Source organism: Clavibacter sp. VKM Ac-2872, from assembly GCF_015351105.1.
Classification (GTDB): Bacteria; Actinomycetota; Actinomycetes; order Actinomycetales; family Microbacteriaceae; genus Clavibacter.
On sequence record NZ_JADKRR010000001.1, the window covers coordinates 340,472 to 356,326 of the forward strand.

Genomic DNA, 15,855 nt, shown 5'->3' on the forward strand with positions numbered 1-15,855 from the left:
CCTCGCGCGCCACCTGCGCACGGAGGTCCGGCCCGCGATGCGGCGGATGCTCGCCGCCGCGGTGCGGGAGACGGTCGCCTTCGAGCCCGACGTGGTGGTGCACCATCCCCTGGTCCTCAGCGCGCCGATGGTGGCCGACGCGCTCGGCGTGCCCCGCGTGCTCGTGGAGTTCGCGCCGGTCGCCACCCCCAGCGACCGCTTCCCCGCGGCCGGCGGCCCCACGGCCGTCCGCGACCTCCCCGTGCGCAACCGGTCAACCTACGCCGTGCCGCGCCTCGCCGCGCGCCTCCTCGAGGGCCACGTGGTACGCGCGGCCGCCGAGCTGCCGGGCGGCCGTCGTCCCTCCCGGCGCTCGCCGTCGCGCGCGACGCTCATGGCCGTGAGTCCCGCGCTGCTGCCGCGGCCCGACGACTGGCCGGAGCGGGTGCACCAGGCCGGGGCCTGGTCGGAGGAGCCGGCGGCGTCGCGGGATCCGGTGATCGAGGACTTCCTGGGCGGTGGGCCCCACCTCGTCGCCTCGTTCGGGTCCATGGCGCGAGGGGACGCGTCGGCCCGGGGGCGCGCCATCCTCACGGCCGCCCGCTCCCACGGCCTCCGGGTGCTGCTCGTCACCGGCTGGGGCGGGCTCGCGCTGCCGGACGGGTGCGGGGGATCCGACGTGCTGGCGGTGCGGTCGGCGCCGTTCGACCGGGTGCTGCCGGGCGCGGCGCTCGCCGTGCACCACGGCGGGGCGGGCACCTCGCACGCCGTCGCCCGGGCCGGGGTGCCCGCCGTCGTCGTGCCCGTCACCGCCGACCAGCCGTTCTGGGCCGCCCAGCTGCACCGGCAGGGGGTGGCCGCCGCCCCGATCCCCTCGCGCCGCATGTCGGCCGCCGCCCTCGCGCCCGCGATGGCCGACGCCCTGTCCCGGAGCGGGCGCGCGGCTGAGGTGGGCGCGCTCATGCGGCGGGAGCGCGGGGTGCGGCGGGCGGTCGACGTGCTCGAGTCCCTCTGAGCCGGCGGCCGATCGGCAGCCCCCGCCCGTGCGTCGATCAGCCGAGGATCGCGCGCATCCGCTCGTAGAACGGCGCCGGGTCGCCGGCCAGCGAGGCCTTCACCATGCGGCTCCAGTCGTCGACGACGACCTCGACGGATCCCGCCGCCAGCCCGTCGAGCGACGCCCGCGGCACGTCGCGCGGGTCGATCATCGGCCCGTCGTAGCCGGCCATGATGTCGGTGTCGGCCGCCCCGAGGTGCACGCCCTGCACGAGCGTGCCCTGCCCGGCGAGCTCCAGCCGCACCGCGTTCGTCATGTTCCACTCGGCCGCCTTCGCCGCCGCGTAGCCGCCGTTGGCGGGGGTCGAGAACCAGGACAGCGCCGAGAGGATGTTGACGATCGCGCCCCCGCCGTTCGCGGCGAGCACGGGCGCGAAGGCGCGGATCACGCCGAGCGTCCCGTAGAAGTGGGTGTCCATCTCGCGGCGGATCTCCGCCATGTCGCCCGTGATGAGCGCGGCGCCCGTCGAGATGCCCGCGTTGTTGACCACGAGCGTCACGTCGTGCGCGGCCTCCGCGGCGGCGGTCACCGACGCCGGGTCGGCGAGGTCGAGGCGCAGCACCTCGACGCCGGGGATGTCGATCGCCTCGGGTCGGCGCGCGGTCGCGTAGACCTTGCGGGCGCCGCGCGCGAGCAGCTCCTCGACGAAGGTGCGGCCGATGCCGCGGTTCGCGCCGGTGACGAGGGCGACCTGATCCTGGATGTCCATGCGTGCTCTTCCTCCTGCCGCCCGCGTCGATCGCGGGGTGCGGCGCGGCCTACGCTAGGAGTTGACGTCGACGTGAAGGGCAAGTCCGCCCGCGAGATCGGCGGGATCACCACCATCAGCACGAGGGAAGAGGGCGGCATGCTGCGGATCGGCGACGTGGCGGGACGCGCGGGCGTGAGCACGCGGGCGCTCCGGTACTACGAGGAGCAGGGCCTCCTGCCGGCCGAGCGCACCACGAGCGGCCAGCGCGTCTACCGGGAGGCGGCGGTCGAGCGCGTGCAGCTCATCCAGCGGCTGTTCGCGGCGGGCCTCCCGAGCCGCACGATCCGCCAGCTGCTCCCGAGCGTCGACACCGGCGTCGCGGCGCCCGAGTCGCTCGCGCTCCTGCGCTCCGAGCGCGACCGGATCACCGCGGCCATCGCCGAGCTCGAGCGCGCCCGCGTGGAGCTGGAGCGCGTGATCGAGGTCTGCCTGCACCCGACGCCGGAGCACTGCCCGGCGCTGCGCGAGGGCGGGGCGGCGCACGCGGAACCCGTCGCCGCCTGATTCCGCCGCGGGGCCGTCCGCGCGCGGGCCCCGCGTCGGCCCGGGAGGGACGCCGCCCTCCCGAACCGGAGCGCCTAGCCGGCGAGGTCGCGGATGGTCAGGCCGGTGAACCGCGCCGCGCCGCCGACGGAGCGGAGCGCGATGCCCGTGTCCCCGTCCGCGAACTGCACCTGCTGCGAGAGCACGACGTGTCCGTCGTCCGCGAAGACCTCCACGCTCTGCATGTCGACGAAGATCCGCAGGTGGAGGGAGCGGCCCGCCGCATCGCCCGGCGCGGTCGCCCGCCTGTACGGGGACAGGGAGTACCCGGGCAGGTCGGACGCCGACCGGTCGACGTACACCTCGCTCCCGGTCCTGCCGATGTCGGTGTGCCGCGCCCCGTCCGCGGAGCGTCCCACCCACACGCCGACGTCGGTCGCCGCGGTCCACGCGATGTCGAGCTCGAGCTCGTAGGCCCGGCCGTCCCAGGGGAGGACGACCGTGCCGTCCACCTCGCGGTCGGGCAGCTCGACGGTCCGGGTGGCGGTGGCCGCGAGCGCCGCGACGGGAGCGCTGAGCAGGCTGTAGCGCCCGTCCGCCTGGCGATCGAGCCGCAGCTCGCGGACGATCGAGTTCTGGCCGTTGTACCCGTCGGACGCGTCGGTGGGCACGTCGCGGTTCGCGTACTTCCAGTTGTTCATCCACGCGATCGCGTAGCGGCGCGTCTCCGGCGCCTCGACGACCGGCCACGTGACGGCCGCGTACCAGTCCCACCCCCAGTCGAGCCACTGCGGCGTGAGGTCGTCCGCGAGGTACTGCTCGCCGTCCCAGCGCCCGGTCCAGTACGCGTACGTCATGGGCAGGCCGACGCCGTAGGCGTCCATGCTCGCGCCGAGCACCCAGTGGCGGCTGCCGTCGTCCGCCGTCATCTCGAACAGATCCGGGCACTCGATCCCGCCGAGCCCGTGGTCGGGGTAGTCGAAGTTGCGCTGCAGCCGCCACGTGCGCAGGTCGGGAGATGTGTAGAAGGCCGCGTAGCGCGCGCGTCCGATGACGCAGACCCACTCGCCGCGGGCGGCGTCCCAGTGCACCTTGGGGTCGCGGAACCACTCGGCGTTGTCGATCTCGCCCGGCGTCGACGCGGCGCGGCCGTCGGTGTTGACGATCACCGGGTCCGGGAGCGCGGTGAAGGTCGCGCCCCCGTCGGTCGACCAGTGCAGGTACTGCTCCTGGTACTTCCGCACGCCGTCCGTCGGCTGCGTCGCCAGGGCGACGACCGCGCCGGCGCCGAAGCCCGCCGTGTTCGCGGAGTCGACGACGGCCGAGCCGGACCAGACCGGGAAGTCCGGCTGCAGCGGGATGGCGACGCCGTGATGGGTGAAGTGCACGGCGTCCGTGGTCGATGCGCGGTCCCAGCCACCCGGGCCGTTGTTCTGGTCCGAGTGCAGGTAGTAGAGCTGGTACGCGCCGTCGGTGAACACGGGCCGCTGCGGATCGCACAGCCACCCGGTGGGCGGCGTCATGTGGAACCTCGCGCGGAGCGATGCGGCGGCGGCCGACGTCCTCGTCGCGTGCGCCGGACCGGCGGCCGCGGCCAGGGCGGCCAGCACCCCGCCTCCTGCTCCCTGGAGGACCAGGCGTCGTGAGATGTCGTTCGTCATCGGGACCTCCCTTCGGTTGATGGTCGTGCGTCTGATGGGTCGTGCGCGTCACGCGGAGGCGGGCTCGCCCACCCGGTCCGCGACCGTGAGCTCGACGTCGGCGGCGTCCGAGGACAGGGTCACCGTGACCCCGCCCGTCCCGAGGAGCACGAGGTGGGATGAGGCGACGATCCCCCCGTCGACGAACACCTCGAGGAGCGGGCCGTCGACGCTGACGAGCATCCGACCGCCGTGCCCGTCCGGCAGCGGCGCGGTCGTGGTCGCGGGGAGGTCGGGGTGCACGGCGGCCATGGCCGGGCCGCCCCGCGTGACGGTCAGCGTGGCGGCCGACGCGTCGAGCTCGATCACGGCGAACGCGTCGGCCGTCCCCCGGAGGTGGAGCCGCGACGTCCCCGGGCGCGAGCTGTCCCAGGCCAGCCCGAGCAGGAAGTGGTCGCCCAGGTCGAGCCGCGTGGCCGGTGCGTGCGCCGCGATCCGGAGGGGCGGGTGCTCCGCGAGGCGCTCCACGAGGGAGGCGGGCGGCCGCTGGACGAGGCGCGGGCCGGCGGCCGTGCGCGTCAGGCTGAGCGTGCGGGGGAGCGACATCGCGCCGCGCCAGGGCGTGGAGGGGATGGCGGCCGCGTAGCGCCAGTTGCTCATCCAGCCGAGCATGACCACGGCCGCGTCGGGGGCGTCGGCGAAGGTCACCCCGGCGTAGAAGTCGGTGCCGTGGTCCAGGCGAAGCGGATCCGGCGTCGCCGACGTGAAGGTCCGGCCGTCGAAGTCCCCCACGACGTAGCTCATGGAGGAGCCTCCCGGATCATCGCGGCCGTCCACGGGGTTGGTGCTGAACGTGAGCACCCACGCGACGTGGTCGGGATCCCCGTCGACGGCGAGCGGGACGAGGTCGGGGCACTCCCACACGACGCCCTCCTCCCCGTGCGGCCCGAAGTCGCTGAGCGGCTCCCACGAGAGCAGGTCCGTGGACGAGTAGAAGATGACCCGGCGCTCCTCCGCCTCGACGGCGAGCAGCACCCACCGGGCGTGGCCGGCGGCGTCGGCGACGCGGATCACCTTCGGGTCGCGGAAGGACGACGTGCCGCGATCCAGGACGGGGTTGCGCGGATCCGGCGTCCAGGTCATCCCGCCGTCGGTGCTCGTGGCCCGCGACTGCGCCTGGTGGTCGTCGTCGTAGGCGCTCGTGTACAGGGCGGTCAGCTCGGACGAACCCGGGGAGGACGCGACGACGGACCCGGAGAAGATCTGCTCGCCGGGACGGTGCATGATCGCGACCGGGTGCTCGGTCCAGCGCTCCAGGTCGGGGCTCGTCGCGTGCCCCCAGCTCATGTTGCCCCAGTCCGCGCCGTGCGGGTTGTACTGGAAGAAGAGGTGCCAGAGGCCCGCGTGGTGCACGAGGCCGTTGGGGTCGTTCATCCAGTTCCGGCGCGGTGTGAAGTGGAATCGCGGTCGCGGGACGAGGGCGTCCGTGGCGCTCACGTCGACGCCCGGCGGATCGGCGGGCAGGCGATGAGGTGCGGGTGCCCGGGCGACACCGTCTCCATCCCGAGCAGCACGCGGATGCCCGCGGCGCCGAGCTCGTAGTGCGGCAGCTCGACGGTCGTCAGCGCCGGGCGCAGGTGCGCGGCGATCACGTCCTGGTTGTCGAAGCCCACCACGGCGACGTCCTCGGGGATCCGCAGCCCGTGCTCCCGCAGCCCGTCGTAGAGGCCCATGGCCACCCGGTCGTTGTGGCAGAACACCCCGGTGGCCTCGGACTCGATCACCGACCGGACGCTCGCGTAGCCGCCGTCCTGCTGGGGCGTCGCGTCGAACACCAGCGCGGCGTCGAAGTCGATGTTCGCGCCGGCCAGCGCCGAGCGGTATCCCTCGAGCCGCCCGGTGCGCGCGGGGGAGTCCGTCGTCGTGTTGATGAACGCGATGCGACGGTGGCCGGCGGCGATCAGCTCCTCCGTCGCCGCCCGTCCGCCCTGCTCCTCGTCGGGCACCACCGCGGGCAGGCCGCTGCCCACGGCGAAGCAGTCCACGAGCACGGAGTCCGTCTGGTGCAGCAGGTCGGGCACGGTGATCTCGCGGTGGTACCAGGTCGAGTAGAGGATGCCCTGCACCTGGTGCTCGAGCATCATCGCGATCGCCTCCTCCTCCACCGCCGCGTCGCCCTCGGTGTTCGCCACCAGGAGCACGTAGCCGTGCTTCCAGGCCTCGTCCTGCGCACCGTGGATGATCTGCCCGGCGAACGGCGTGGTGGCGATGGCGTCCGCGACCAGCCCGATGAACCGGGACGACCCCTGGCGCAGGGTCTTCGCCAGCGCGTTCGGCCGGTAGCCGAGGCGGATGACGGCCTCCTGCACGCGCTGCCGCGCGTTCTCGCCGATCCGCGCGCCGGCCTTGTCGTTGATCACATGCGAGACCGTGGCCACCGAGACGCCGGCCTCCTTGGCGACGTCGCGCATGGTCACCGCGCTCGTGCTGCGTCCGTGCTCCGGTCCGCTCATCCCTTGGTCGCTCCGCTCTCGAGGCCCTGGATCATGGCCTTGTTCAACACGAGGAACACCAGCAGGAGCGGGGTGACCGAGACGCACACCGCGGCGAACGTCGCCGTCCAGTCGGTGTTGCCCATGGCGCCGATGTAGTTCTGCAGGCCGAGCGGGATCGTCTTCAGCCCGTCGGAGAGCACGAACGTGTTCGCGAAGATGAAGTCGTTCCAGATGAAGATGCTGTTCACGAGGACCACGGTGATGATCGTGTTCGCGGACAGGGGCGACGTGATGCGGAAGAAGATCCGGTACGGGCCTGCGCCGTCGAGGGACGCCGCCTCGTACATCTCGGCCGGGATGTACTCGTAGAAGGAGGAGAACAGGTAGACCGCCATCGGCAGGGCGAACGCCGCCAGCGGGATGATCATCGACAGGTGCGTGTCCAGGAGCCCGACGCGCGAGTAGTCGATGAACAGCGGGACGAGCGCGATCTGCACGGGGACGATGATCCCGAGCAGGAACAGCGAGCGGACGAGGCGGCTGAACCGGAAGCCCAGCACCTGCAGCGCGAAGGCCGCCATCATGCCGGCGACGACGATCACGGCGCTCGCCCCGAGGGTCACGATGAGGCTGTTGACGATGTTCAGCCCCAGGTCGCCGCCCGCGAAGGCGCGCGCGTAGTTGTCCAGCGTGAACTCGGACGGGAAGGCGAACGGGTCGCCGCCCGCGAAGTCCGCGGCCGTGCGGAAGCTCGTGATGAGGAGCCAGGCGAGCGGGTACACCTGCACGACGAGGATGGCGACGACCGTCACCGTGAGCAGGGTCCGCTGGACGCGGAGCCGCGGGGAGCGCGTCGGGCGTCGCCGCGCCGGCCCGCTGCCCGGGCTCGGGCGCTCCTCCGTCGGGCGGTCGAGGGTGGGCGTGGTCATGAGTCGTCCCTTCGACGCAGGAGCAGGAAGATGATGCCGACGGCGACGAGGCACTCGACGACGATGAACACGGAGATGGTGCTCGCGTACCCGTAGTCGGTGTGCACGAAGGCCGTCTTGTACATGTACGTCGTGAGCAGCTCCGACGACTGGCCCGGGCCGCCGTTCGTCAGCAGGTAGGGGATGTCGAAGCCGCGCAGGGCGAAGGTGGTCGCCATGATCGTCGTCGTGGTCCACACCGGGCGGATGTAGGGGAAGCGGATCCGCCAGAACAGCTGCCACCAGGTCGCGCCGTCGAGCCGCGCCGCCTCCTCGAGCTCGCGGGGCACGGCGAGGAGCGCGGCGTAGATGATCAGCATGTAGAGGCCCGTGAAGCGCCATCCCTCGGGGACGGAGACCGCGGCGAGGACGGTGGACACGTTCGACAGCCACGCGGTCTGCAGCGAGCCGAGCCCGATCCAGCCCAGCGCCTGGTTGAGCAGGCCGACCGGCTCGAGGGAGTAGATGCGCTGGAAGAGGATCGCGATGGCGACGGTCGAGATGACCGCCGGGAGCAGGTACAGCGTCTTCACGAGCTCGCGGGCTCGGGGCAGCGCGCTCACCAGGCTCGCGACGATGAGCGCTCCGCCCAGCTGCAGGACCAGGCAGATGGCCAGGTACGCGAGCGCGTTCCCGAACGACGTCCAGAACACGTCGTCGCGGGTCAGCATCTTCACGTAGTTGTCGATCCCGACGAACCTCATGTCGGTGATGCCGTCCCACCGGAAGAAGCTGAGCACCAGCGACTGCCCGATCGGGAGGAGCACGGCGAAGCCGTAGACGACGAGCGGCGGCAGGAGGAACACGAGCACGGAGAGCCGCGATCGTCGCGGGAGCATCGACCCCGCCACCGGCGCGCGCCGGGGGGCGCGGGCCGCGACCTCGCGGACGGCCGCGGTCGGCGCGGATCCGCCGCCGCTCCCGACCGATCCCCCGGCCCCGCCCGCGGCCCGCTCGACGAGGTCAGTCATCGCTGTTCTCCTTGAGGGAGGCGTCCATAGTGGTGATGAAGTCGTCCGGCGAGATGTCGCCCTGGACGAGGAGCGTCAGCTCCTGCTGCAGGCGCGTGTTCGTGGCCGGGTCGAGCTGCGTGTCCCACGGCATCGCGATCGTGCTGCCGATCCCGTCCGCCTGCCCCACCGCTCGCGAGTACAGCGGCGTCGCATCCGTCGGGATCGCGGTCGTCGCCGTCGTCGTGGGCGAGAGCGCGCCGGTCGCCGCGTAGAGCTCGGGGTAGCGCTTCAGCGCGAACGCGAGGAAGTCGCGCACCAGGGGGTCGTAGGTCCGGGCGTTGACGGCCATGCCGATCCCCGACGGCGCCATGTACTCGTCCGCGTCGGTCACGGCGCCGTCGATCGTCGGCAGTGTGAAGTAGTCGACGGCGCCGCGCACGCCCGGGTCGAGGGCGTCCGTCGCGAGGTTCGCGAGCTCCCACGTGCCGGTGTTGTAGATCGCGGCCTTCCCCGAGGTGAACTGGGCCTGCGCGTCGGCGTACCCGGTCGAGGAGAAGCCCTCCTGGAAGCAGCCCGCCTTGCCGAGCGATGCCAGCCACTCGGCGGCCGCGCGCCCGGCGGGATCCCCGAAGGACGCCGCGCCCGACTTGAGGTCCTTCACGTACTCGGGACCCGCCATGCGGAACGGGTAGTAGGCCATGTAGCGCTCGAGCGGCCACTGGTCCTGGCCGTCCAGCGCGATCGGGGTGATGCCCTTCTGGCGCAGCGCCTGGCACATGGCGGGGAAGTCGTCGAGGGTCGCCGGGACCCCCACCCCCGCCTCCTTCAGGAGGTCGGAGTTGTACCAGAAGAACTCGAGCTGGAACTCGAACGGGACCATGCGCAGGGATCCGTCGTCGAAGCGCTGGTAGTCGAGGGCCGCGGCGCGGTAGTCGTCGGCGACGCCGAGGTCGGTGAGGAGCGCGTCGACGTCCATCATCCGGCCCTGCGATGCGAGCTTCTGCGCGAACGGGGTCGCGTCCGTGTCGAACAGCTCCGGCAGCTTGTTCGCCGCCGCGAGGGTCTCGTACTTCTGGATGTAGGAGGGGCGATCGGGGGTGGTGATGAGGTTCAGGGCGAAGCCGGGGTGGTCGGCGGCGTACTCGTCCGCGATCTTCTCCATCGTGGTGATGACGCCGCCGTCGGCGGGACGCGAGAGGAGCCAGGAGATCTGGCGCGGGACGATCTCCCCCTCCGGGTGGACGTCCTGCGGATCCGCACCGGATGAGGTGCCGGCGCAGCCGGTGATCAGCAGGGCGAGGGCAGCGGTCGCGGCGGCCAGGGACGAGGCCCTGCGGCGTGAGGTGGGCATGGGTGAGGTCTCCATCGACTCGGTGGTGGGTGGTGCTGCGGGTGGGGGTGGTGCGGGGTGGTGCGGTGGGCGGGGTGGTGCGGTGGGCGGTGTCAGCGGGCGGTGGCGAGGAGCTCGCGGTCGGGCGTCGCGGCGTGCGCGGCGTGGCTCTCGCGGGACGAGAGCGTCGCGGTGAGGAACGTGACCCGTCCCTCCCCGACGAACACGCCGACCCGGCCGGCGGGGCGATCGTGGATGCGCGTGCTCAGCACGACGGCATCGTCGACCGTCGCGACGAGGAGGTCGCCGTCGACGATCACCTCGAGCGTGTGCACCCCGGGCTCCAGGCGGCAGGGGCGCTCCAGCTCCACCGCGAACGGCACGTCACCGGAGATCTGCCACTGCTCCGTGCCCGTGATCCGACGCGGCCACCTGTCCATCACGAGCCGGTGCCGCCGGGGCTCGAGGCGCAGGACGTAGGACTCGTCCCCGTCGGCACCGGCTCGCAGGAGCACGCCGCACTCGGTCGTGGCCTCCGGGATCTCGATCGTGGTGACCAGGCGGAAGGACGCGGGCGCGTCGTCGGCCGAGAGCACGTGGGCGTACCCGTCCGGCGCGTCGAGAGAGGTCGGCGCGTCCACGATCGGGGCCTCCGCCCGGTCGAACGTGTCCCGCAGCTCCTCGGTCGGATGGAACGCCAGGGTCCCGTCCGCTCGCTGCTCGGCCTCCAGGACCGACAGGGTGCCGGCCCACTGCCAGGGGCCGTCGTCGCGGGAGCCCTCCCGGGTCGCGATCCAGCCGAAGAAGAAGCGCCGGCCGTCGCGTTCCGCCGACTTCGCGGCGTAGAACGCGCGCCCGTCGATCGTGTCGTGCTCGGGGACGATCCACGGACCGTGCAGATCACGTGACATCCGATAGCGCGTGGTGAACGCGTCGCTGAACTCCGAGGAGACGAGGTACCACCACCCGCCCCAGCGGAAGACCTCCGGGCACTCGTGGGCGATGCACCGCCGGGGGTCCCAGAACGGCTCGTCGGCGACCCAGCTCTCGAGGTCGCGGGAGGTGCACTGGGCGATGACGCCACGCCGCCGCGGCGCGCCGTCCACGTGGCGGGCCGTGATGAGCATCCGCCACAGGCCGGCCTCCTCGTCGCGGAAGACGAACGGATCCCGCCAGTCGGCCGTCTCGTAGCCGGCGGTCGCGCCGAACGTGTGCTCCGGGTGCTTCGTCCAGGAGGCCATGCCGTCGTCGCTCGTCGCGTGCATCACGAGCTGGAGCGGCAGCCCGTCGTCGCCGACGCGCTCCGGGTTCTGCCCCGTGTAGAAGAGGTGGTGCACGCCGGCGTCGTCCAGGACGACGCTGCCCGTGTAGGCGTTGAAGTCCGCGGCCGACTCGCCGCCGGACTCGAGCGCGACGCCGAGGTCGGAGAAGTCGACGAGGTCCGTGGTGGTGAGGCGGTGCCAGGGCATCCCCTCCTTGGGCTGCGCGCGCGTCTCGTGCAGGTAGAAGAGGTGGAAGACGCCGCCCTCCTGCCAGGGGATGACGTCGCCGACCCAGGCGTCGGTGGGGCGGGGGAAGCCTCGCTGCTGCATGTCACTCCGTCGTGATGATTAATCGGTTACGCAGACTCAACCACAGACGCGGAGCGTGATCAACCGTTTAATCAGAATCGCGACGGCCGACTCGAGCGCCGTCGAGGTCGGCGCCGGCGCGGAGGGGCGCGCGGGCTACGGCCGCTCGTCCACCACGCCCACGAAGCGGCTGCCGATCCCGTCGACCTCGCGCCGGGCGAGGCCGAGCGCGGGCTCGGGCAGCTCGTCGGGGGAGTGGCGCTCGCAGGAGAGGTGGGAGAACTCCGGCCACCACTTCTTGGGGCGCACGGCCTCGGTGAAGCCGCAGACCTCGCACGTGAGCTGCACCCAGACGGGGCGCTTGCCGGTCGCGTTCGCGCGGGACTGCGCCAGCCAGGCGGGCGGATCCTGGTCCATCGCGGCGATCTCGGACTCGGGCACGCGCCCCGGGATGCCGTGGCGCGTGGCCATCTCCAGCGGGATGCCCAGCCGCAGCGCGGCCTCTCGTCTCGTGATCATGTCGGTCCAGGGTACGCGGCGGCGCTCCGCTCCTGAGCATCGCCCGAACTGGATTGCGCACAACCTTGTTTCGTGGCGGGGTCGGACCATGACCGATCGCGAGCCCTGCACCCCCGCCGACGCGACCGCGCCGCCCGCGCGCATCGCCGACGAGCTGGTCTGCTTCTCGCTCTACACGGCGTCGCGCGCGACCACCCAGGCCTACCGCGCGCTCCTCGCGCCGTGGGGCCTCACCTACCCGCAGTACCTCGTGCTGGTGCTGCTCTGGTCGGGCGACGACCGCACGGTCACCGAGCTCGGGCAGCAGCTCGACCTGGACTCGGGCACGCTGTCGCCGTTGCTCGCGCGGATGGAGGAGGCCGGCTTCATCACGCGGCGTCGGATCTCCGCCGACCAGCGCGTCGTCACGGTGTCGCTCGCCGAGCGCGGCCGCACTGTCCGGGCCGAGCTCGCGCACGTGCCCGCGGCGATCATCCGCGGCATGGGCCTCGATCTCGACCGAGCTCGCCAGCTGCTCGCCACCCTGCATCTGCTGACCGCGGGCATGCAGGACGCCACGGCCGAGGCGCTCGCGCACCCCGCGACCCGGCCGGCCGACGCGTCGGCGCGCACCCGCACCCCCTGATCCGCACCACCATCCCCACCCAGGGCCGCCACGAGCGGCCACGAACGGAAGGAACCGACATGGACGCCCTCTACACCGCGGAGGCCCTCGCCACGGGAGCCGGCCGCGACGGCCGCGTGGCCGTCAGCGACAGCGACCTCGCGCTCGACCTCTCCATCCCCAAGGCCATGGGCGGATCCGGCGAGGGCGCGAACCCCGAGCAGCTCTTCGCCGCCGGCTACGCGGCGTGCTTCCACTCCGCGCTGCAGGGCGTCGCCCGCGCGCGCAAGGTGAAGATCGCCGACTCGAGCGTGGGCAGCCGCGTGAGCATCGGATCCAACGGCCAGGGCGGCTACCAGCTCGCCGTGCACCTCGAGGTCGTCATCCCCGGGGTCGAGCACGACCTCGCGCAGGAGCTCGCCGACCAGGCCCACCAGGTCTGCCCGTACTCGAACGCGACCCGCGGCAACATCGAGGTCGTCGTCACGGTCTCGGACGACTGATGGCCGGCGTCGCCCGCACGTCGTTCCCGCGCACCGCCGCCCGCGTCGTGCTGGGATCCTTCCTCGCGTTCGCCGGGGTCTCGCACCTCACGGTGGCGCGCGAGGAGTTCCGCGCGCAGGTCCCGAAGTCGCTGCCGGTGCCCGAGGACGTGACCGTCGTCGGATCCGGCATCGTCGAGATCACGCTCGGCTCGGCCCTGCTGTTCGCGCGCTCGCGCCGCGGCCTCGCGGGCTGGGCGGCCGCCGCGTTCTTCACGGCGATCTTCCCGGGCAACATCGCGCAGTACGTCCACAAGCGCGACGCGTTCGGCCTCGACACCGACGCCAAGCGGTTCCGCCGCCTCTTCTTCCAGCCGGTGCTCATCGGGCTGGCGCTCTGGTCGACGGGTGCGCTGCGGAAGCGCTGATCCGCCTGCTCCGCCGACGGCGGGACGCTCCTCGACGAGGGCGTCCCGCCGTCGTGCGTCAGCCGGGCCGGGGCGTCAGCCGGGCCAGGGCGTCAGGCGAGACGCAGCACCGTGACGCCGAGCGGCCGGCACATCTCGTAGAGCTTCGCGAACCCGTCGGCGTCATCGAACCACCAGCGGTACGCCGGATCCGGCTCGAGGTCGCCGGAGCTCACGCGGTCGCCGAAGAGCACCATCGCCCGTCGTCCGGCAGCCTGTCGGGACGGGTAAGCCAGCCCGTCGAAGCCCGCCGCGTGCGCGGCCTCCGCCCACGCGACCGTGTCCGGGTAGTCGGCCGCGTCTGTGGCGCACACCGAGTCCGCGCGGACCCGGAGCGCACGGGGGCCTCCTCCCACCAGCGAGGCCAGGCGGAGGTCCCGTGCCACGATCAGGCGCGAGCAGCGGCGCCCGGCGATGTCCATGCCGCCGACCACGCCGCCGGAGAGCGGGACGTCGTGGAGGACCGTCTCGCACACCGCGACGTCCTCGGTGTCTCCGGCGTACAGGACCGGGACGACCGGGTCGCCGAAGAACGCGAACCGGGTCGGCGCGCCCACGCCCGGGTTGAACTCGGATGCACCGAACCGGGCGGAGTGGATGCGGTGGATGCGCCACCCGGCTTCGACGACCTCCGGGATCGCCGTGAACGGCGACGGCGGCGCGGGGACGCTCACCAGGCGACGGCCCAGGCACGCGTGGCGGCATCGAGCACCAGGTCGGGCTCGTCGAGGTGGTCCACGGGTCGGCATGCATCCCCGCGGAGGTAGGTCGTCGGGCGGCAGAGCCACGCCACCACGTCCCGTGACTCCAGCTCGTGCTCGTGTCCGAGCGCGATGAGCCGGGGGATCACGGGCCGGATGGCTTCCGCGTGGAACTGGAAGCCCGGGTAGACGTATCTATTCGTGCGCCGGAGCCCGAGGATCCTGCCCGCCGTCCGCAGATCGCTCGCGTAGGCGCGGTTCGGTCGCGCTCCGAGCGCCGCCGACACGTCGACGCTCGAGAGGAACCCGAACTCCGCCTCGATGGCCCGCCAGAAGAGCTCCGTGTCGTTCAGGCTGCTGACGACGCCCGTGGGCAGCTGCTCGGCCTGCCGGGAGAGGACGTCGGACAGGGCGACGGTCTCCCTGAAGATGGCGGTCTGCCGGGCGATGAAGCGCTCGAAGTCCGACGAGGGATCCGCGGAGACGGAGCGGCTGTAGGCCTCGAGCGTGCGGCGTTGGTGGGCGCTGAGGGCGGCCAGCGCAGGGGTCGGGTGGTCGTGCTGCGGCTGGGCATGGGACATGGGGGGCTCCGATCCTGACGCCGTCATTGTAGCGTCAGAAACGTCTGATCTGATGCCGGACGCGTGCACCCTTGACCGCGGGTGCCGGGGCCGGGAGCCTGGGCGCACCCGCATCGCCCGCGGTCCCTGCGTCTCGAAGGAGAGACCGATGCCCATGATCTTCGTCAACCTGCCCGTGACTGACCTGCCCCGCGCGATCGCGTTCTACGAGGCCGTCGGCTGCACCGTGAACCCGGACTTCAGCGATGAGAATGCGGCGTGCCTCGTCGTGGAGGCCGACCGCAGCGCCTTCATGCTCCTCACCCGCGACTTCTTCCAGTCGTTCCTCGACCTGCCGGTGGGCGACCCGGCCACGAGCGCCGCGGCGATCACGGCGGTCATGCTCGACAGCCGCACCGACGTCGACGCGCGCGCGACCGCGGGGCTCGCGGCCGGCGGATCCGAGGCGCGGCCCGCCGTCGACCTCGGCTTCATGTACCAGCGGCAGCTCCGCGACCCCGACGGGAACGTGATCGAGCTGGGGCACATGGATCCGATCCCGGCGGGCGGCGTGCCCGAAGCGAGCGGCGCCACGACCTGATCGAATCCCCTACCGCAGCATCCAGACGATCGATCGGATGTCGCCCGCCAGCCGTACCAAAGTCGAGCACATAGGCACCGCCAGCGATGCGAATTAATAGAGGCTGCCAACGCGGCTGATTCGATTCGCTGACCCGTCGATTCATTGGGGTATAACTAAATTATGGGTAGAAGGAAGGCCGCAGAGCGTCAGCGTCAAACGCACCGGGCATGTCTCTTCTGCGGCGCTAAGCCGCTTACCGACGAGCACATGCTACCAAAGTGGCTTGCCGACAAAGTAGGGCACGTGCCGGGAGATACAAACACTTGGCGTAAAAACGTTCCTAGCTCAGGGGGTGCTTTTTCTGTCCTAAAGCAGGTTCCGCAGATTCCGTTCTTGCGACAGGCGGTGAAGATTGTTTGCTTCCCGTGTAACAGCGGTTGGATGTCGGGGCTGGAGTCGGCCACGAAAAGCATAATCTCCGCAACCATGGTTGGATCACCACGGCTGTTTTCCTCTTCGGATCGCAAGCGCTTCGTCAGATGGGCCATTAAGACCACCATGATTCGCGGCGCCAAGGAGACGGGATGTGCTGCCGCCTATCCTGACGAGCACCGGTCATTATTAAGAGACGGGGCAGCGCCCTTGCCTGGGTGGCACGTTTGCATTGGCTTGACGAAGAGCGCAAAGCTTTGGACGACTCACTGGAGTTTTT

General features: G+C 71.9%; 17 protein-coding genes. 6 read left to right on the forward strand and 11 right to left on the reverse strand.

Going from position 1 to position 15,855, the window contains the following annotated elements; all coding sequences use genetic code 11:
- Positions 1-46: 46 nt before the first annotated feature.
- Positions 47-994 (forward strand): glycosyltransferase, encoded by a 948-nt coding sequence (locus ITJ40_RS01605; RefSeq protein ID WP_228511719.1) that lies wholly within the window; start codon positions 47-49, stop codon positions 992-994.
- 37 nt (positions 995-1,031) lie between these two features.
- On the opposite strand, the gene ITJ40_RS01610 is transcribed toward ITJ40_RS01605, so the two are convergent.
- The gene (locus tag ITJ40_RS01610; RefSeq protein WP_194665399.1) at positions 1,032-1,745 is read right to left on the reverse strand and encodes an SDR family oxidoreductase; all 714 of its coding nucleotides are present in this window, start codon (positions 1,743-1,745) and stop codon (positions 1,032-1,034) included.
- 72 nt (positions 1,746-1,817) lie between these two features.
- On the opposite strand from ITJ40_RS01610, the gene ITJ40_RS01615 reads away from it, so the two are divergent.
- Positions 1,818-2,291, forward strand: coding sequence for a MerR family transcriptional regulator (locus tag ITJ40_RS01615; RefSeq protein WP_370531963.1), 474 nt, complete (start codon positions 1,818-1,820; stop codon positions 2,289-2,291).
- A gap of 74 nt (positions 2,292-2,365) precedes the next feature.
- On the opposite strand, the gene ITJ40_RS01620 is transcribed toward ITJ40_RS01615, so the two are convergent.
- From ITJ40_RS01620 to ITJ40_RS01655, 8 genes are all read right to left on the reverse strand, one after another.
- Entirely contained in the window at positions 2,366-3,931 is a 1,566-nt protein-coding gene (locus ITJ40_RS01620; RefSeq protein WP_194665401.1) for a glycoside hydrolase family 32 protein, read from the reverse strand.
- A 48-nt stretch (positions 3,932-3,979) separates the two neighbouring features.
- Positions 3,980-5,407, reverse strand: coding sequence for a glycoside hydrolase family 32 protein (locus ITJ40_RS01625; protein WP_370531964.1), 1,428 nt, complete (start codon positions 5,405-5,407; stop codon positions 3,980-3,982).
- The gene (locus ITJ40_RS01630; protein ID WP_194665405.1) at positions 5,404-6,423 is read right to left on the reverse strand and encodes a LacI family DNA-binding transcriptional regulator; all 1,020 of its coding nucleotides are present in this window, start codon (positions 6,421-6,423) and stop codon (positions 5,404-5,406) included. Before ITJ40_RS01630 ends, ITJ40_RS01625 begins: the two co-directional genes overlap by 4 nt.
- Positions 6,420-7,334, reverse strand: a complete 915-nt coding sequence (locus tag ITJ40_RS01635; RefSeq protein ID WP_194665407.1) for a carbohydrate ABC transporter permease — start codon at positions 7,332-7,334, stop codon at positions 6,420-6,422. Before ITJ40_RS01635 ends, ITJ40_RS01630 begins: the two co-directional genes overlap by 4 nt.
- Positions 7,331-8,212 carry a carbohydrate ABC transporter permease gene (locus ITJ40_RS01640; protein ID WP_194666905.1) on the reverse strand — a complete coding sequence of 294 codons (882 nt, stop codon included), beginning with the start codon at positions 8,210-8,212 and terminating at the stop codon, positions 7,331-7,333. Before ITJ40_RS01640 ends, ITJ40_RS01635 begins: the two co-directional genes overlap by 4 nt.
- A 124-nt stretch (positions 8,213-8,336) precedes the next feature.
- Positions 8,337-9,677: an ABC transporter substrate-binding protein gene (locus ITJ40_RS01645; protein ID WP_194665415.1), complete on the reverse strand. Its 1,341-nt coding sequence runs from the start codon at positions 9,675-9,677 to the stop codon at positions 8,337-8,339.
- A 92-nt stretch (positions 9,678-9,769) separates the two neighbouring features.
- Positions 9,770-11,248, reverse strand: a complete 1,479-nt coding sequence (locus ITJ40_RS01650) for a glycoside hydrolase family 32 protein (RefSeq protein WP_194665417.1) — start codon at positions 11,246-11,248, stop codon at positions 9,770-9,772.
- Positions 11,249-11,383: 135 nt separating this feature from the next.
- Entirely contained in the window at positions 11,384-11,746 is a 363-nt protein-coding gene (locus tag ITJ40_RS01655; protein WP_194665418.1) for a hypothetical protein, read from the reverse strand.
- Positions 11,747-11,834: 88 nt separating this feature from the next.
- On the opposite strand from ITJ40_RS01655, the gene ITJ40_RS01660 reads away from it, so the two are divergent.
- Genes ITJ40_RS01660 through ITJ40_RS01670 form a run of 3 tightly spaced genes read left to right on the forward strand, consistent with a single transcriptional unit; the run spans position 11,835 to position 13,260 of the window.
- A complete protein-coding gene (locus ITJ40_RS01660; RefSeq protein WP_194665420.1) occupies positions 11,835-12,371 on the forward strand; it encodes a MarR family winged helix-turn-helix transcriptional regulator in 537 nt (178 codons plus the stop codon).
- Positions 12,372-12,430: 59 nt separating this feature from the next.
- Positions 12,431-12,853: an organic hydroperoxide resistance protein gene (locus ITJ40_RS01665; protein WP_011931635.1), complete on the forward strand. Its 423-nt coding sequence runs from the start codon at positions 12,431-12,433 to the stop codon at positions 12,851-12,853.
- Complete coding sequence (locus ITJ40_RS01670; protein WP_194665421.1) at positions 12,853-13,260, forward strand: MauE/DoxX family redox-associated membrane protein; 408 nt, start codon at positions 12,853-12,855, stop codon at positions 13,258-13,260. Before ITJ40_RS01665 ends, ITJ40_RS01670 begins: the two co-directional genes overlap by 1 nt.
- 92 nt (positions 13,261-13,352) lie before the next feature.
- Here the strand turns inward: ITJ40_RS01670 and ITJ40_RS01675 are convergent, their stop codons facing one another.
- Together ITJ40_RS01675 and ITJ40_RS01680 are read right to left on the reverse strand one after the other, a co-directional pair.
- Positions 13,353-13,973, reverse strand: a complete 621-nt coding sequence (locus ITJ40_RS01675; RefSeq protein ID WP_194665423.1) for an RES family NAD+ phosphorylase — start codon at positions 13,971-13,973, stop codon at positions 13,353-13,355.
- Complete coding sequence (locus ITJ40_RS01680) at positions 13,970-14,581, reverse strand: hypothetical protein (protein WP_194665424.1); 612 nt, start codon at positions 14,579-14,581, stop codon at positions 13,970-13,972. The genes ITJ40_RS01675 and ITJ40_RS01680 overlap by 4 nt, the downstream gene beginning before the upstream one ends.
- Positions 14,582-14,729: 148 nt before the next feature.
- Between ITJ40_RS01680 and ITJ40_RS01685 the strand changes: the two genes are divergently transcribed.
- The gene (locus ITJ40_RS01685) at positions 14,730-15,161 is read left to right on the forward strand and encodes a VOC family protein (RefSeq protein WP_194665426.1); all 432 of its coding nucleotides are present in this window, start codon (positions 14,730-14,732) and stop codon (positions 15,159-15,161) included.
- Positions 15,162-15,855 lie beyond the last annotated feature (694 nt).